This is a genomic window from Persicitalea sp., from assembly GCF_041751555.1.
Taxonomy (GTDB): domain Bacteria; phylum Bacteroidota; class Bacteroidia; order Cytophagales; family Spirosomataceae; genus Persicitalea.
On record NZ_JBGSXF010000269.1, the window covers coordinates 1 to 1,815 of the forward strand.

General features: G+C 50.1%; 1 protein-coding gene and 1 pseudogene. One reads left to right on the top strand and one right to left on the bottom strand.

Going from position 1 to position 1,815, the window contains the following annotated elements:
* A pseudogene (locus tag ACEW8P_RS09520) lies at window positions 1-231 on the bottom strand (FkbM family methyltransferase); the annotation flags it as partial.
* A 186-nt stretch (window positions 232-417) separates the two neighbouring features.
* On the opposite strand from ACEW8P_RS09520, the gene ACEW8P_RS09525 reads away from it, so the two are divergent.
* Entirely contained in the window at window positions 418-1,683 is a 1,266-nt protein-coding gene (locus tag ACEW8P_RS09525) for a nucleotide sugar dehydrogenase (RefSeq protein WP_373512852.1), read from the top strand.
* The last annotated feature ends 132 nt before the right edge of the window (window positions 1,684-1,815 follow it).

Consider the following 1,815-nt stretch of genomic DNA (forward strand, 5'->3'; position numbering starts at 1 on the left):
CTGCGGTTGGGTAGTTTCAAATTCATAGAATTTATCGGCAAAAATCTCTTGATGCTGAAACAAAAACGACATCGTGTCCGGTACCCGCAGGCGGTATTGACCGAAGCGAACCTCCGTAAGCTGGTGTCGGGGCTTGTCGCCATAGCGCCACAGCAACCTAATAAACTCGCGGTCGCGGGCGGTGCGCAGAGCGTTGTAGGGTTCTTTCAGTAGTTGCTTTAACCAGAACAAAACGGTGGACAGTTGACAGTTGACGGTTGACAGTGAGCGGCGAAGAACGGGCGACTCTCTGGCGTTTGCACAAAACTTGCGCTTTTATCATTTAAAAAAAAGCCGACTTGCGTCTGATACCCGTCTGGCGGCTTCCTCTGCTGCCTAAAAAAGGATAGCTTTGGGGATCGTTTAAAATTAATTTCAATGCCCCAAAATCCCCCGTTAAAAATTGCTGTGATCGGGCTTGGCTACGTTGGCCTGCCGCTGGCAATGGCTTTCAGCCAATATTTTCCAGTGATGGGAATAGATATTGATGAAGCTAGAATCGCCGAATTGAGGACTCACCATGACCGGACACAGGAACTGACCGACGATCAATTAAAAGCCGCCGTATCTCTACGATTTACCAGCGATGTGGCTGATGCAAAAGACTGTACAGTATTTATTGTTACGGTGCCTACGCCCATTGACGATTACAAAAAACCGGATCTCCGATCGTTGATGGAGGCTAGTCACATGGTGGGCACAGTACTTAAGAGAGGCGACACCGTCATTTTCGAATCGACCGTATATCCCGGCTGCACCGAGGAAGACTGCGTTCCGGTTTTGGAAAAGACGAGCGGGTTGGCATTCAACACGGATTTCTTCTGCGGCTATTCACCTGAGCGGATCAATCCGGGTGACAAAATCAATACGCTGACCAAGATCAAGAAGGTCACATCAGGTAGTACGCCGGAAACGGGCAGGTTTGTGAATGAACTTTATGGCTCTATCATTGAGGCCGGAACGCATCTGGCCCCGAGTATCCGGGTGGCCGAGGCGTCGAAGGCCATCGAAAACGCCCAGCGGGATGTAAACATTTCTTTCATGAACGAGCTGGCCCTCATTTTCGACCGGATGAACATCGATACCACTGAGGTACTTGAGGCCGCTGCCACCAAATGGAATTTTCTCAAATACAAGCCAGGACTCGTGGGTGGGCATTGTATCGGAGTAGATCCGTACTACCTGGCTTATAAGGCCGAGTCGCTGGGGTACTACCCGCAGGTCATCTTGTCGGGCCGTCGTGTCAATGATTACATGGGCGTGTTTGTGGCTAACAAGCTGGTGAAATTATTAATCAAAAAAGGTCATAAAATCGAGGGTAGCCGCGTCCTGATTTTGGGAATTACTTTCAAGGAGAACTGCCCCGATATCAGGAATACCCGTGTGGTGGATGTCGTCCGTGAACTGAGCGATTTTGGTATGCAGGTGGATGTGTACGATCCTTGGGCCGCGCCGGACGAAGTCGCCGAGGAGTACGGCATTACGCTGATCAGCAGCATTACGGGTAAGTATGAGGCTGTGGTCTTAGCCGTGGCGCACAATGAATTTGTATCATTGAATTTTTCAGAATTCACCCGTACCCATTCGGTAGTTTTCGACTTGAAGGCGACTTTGCCCAAAAATGTCGTCGATGCGCGTCTGTGACGCGTCGCGTCATTTCAGAACAGCGAGGCAAATCCAGGTATAGTACATGGCTTCGTCCTGGAATACCTGCAGGAAATCGTGTTCTACCTTCGTGAAAAGCGGAGCGGGAGTAGGGTAGTTTTCTTGGGTCCA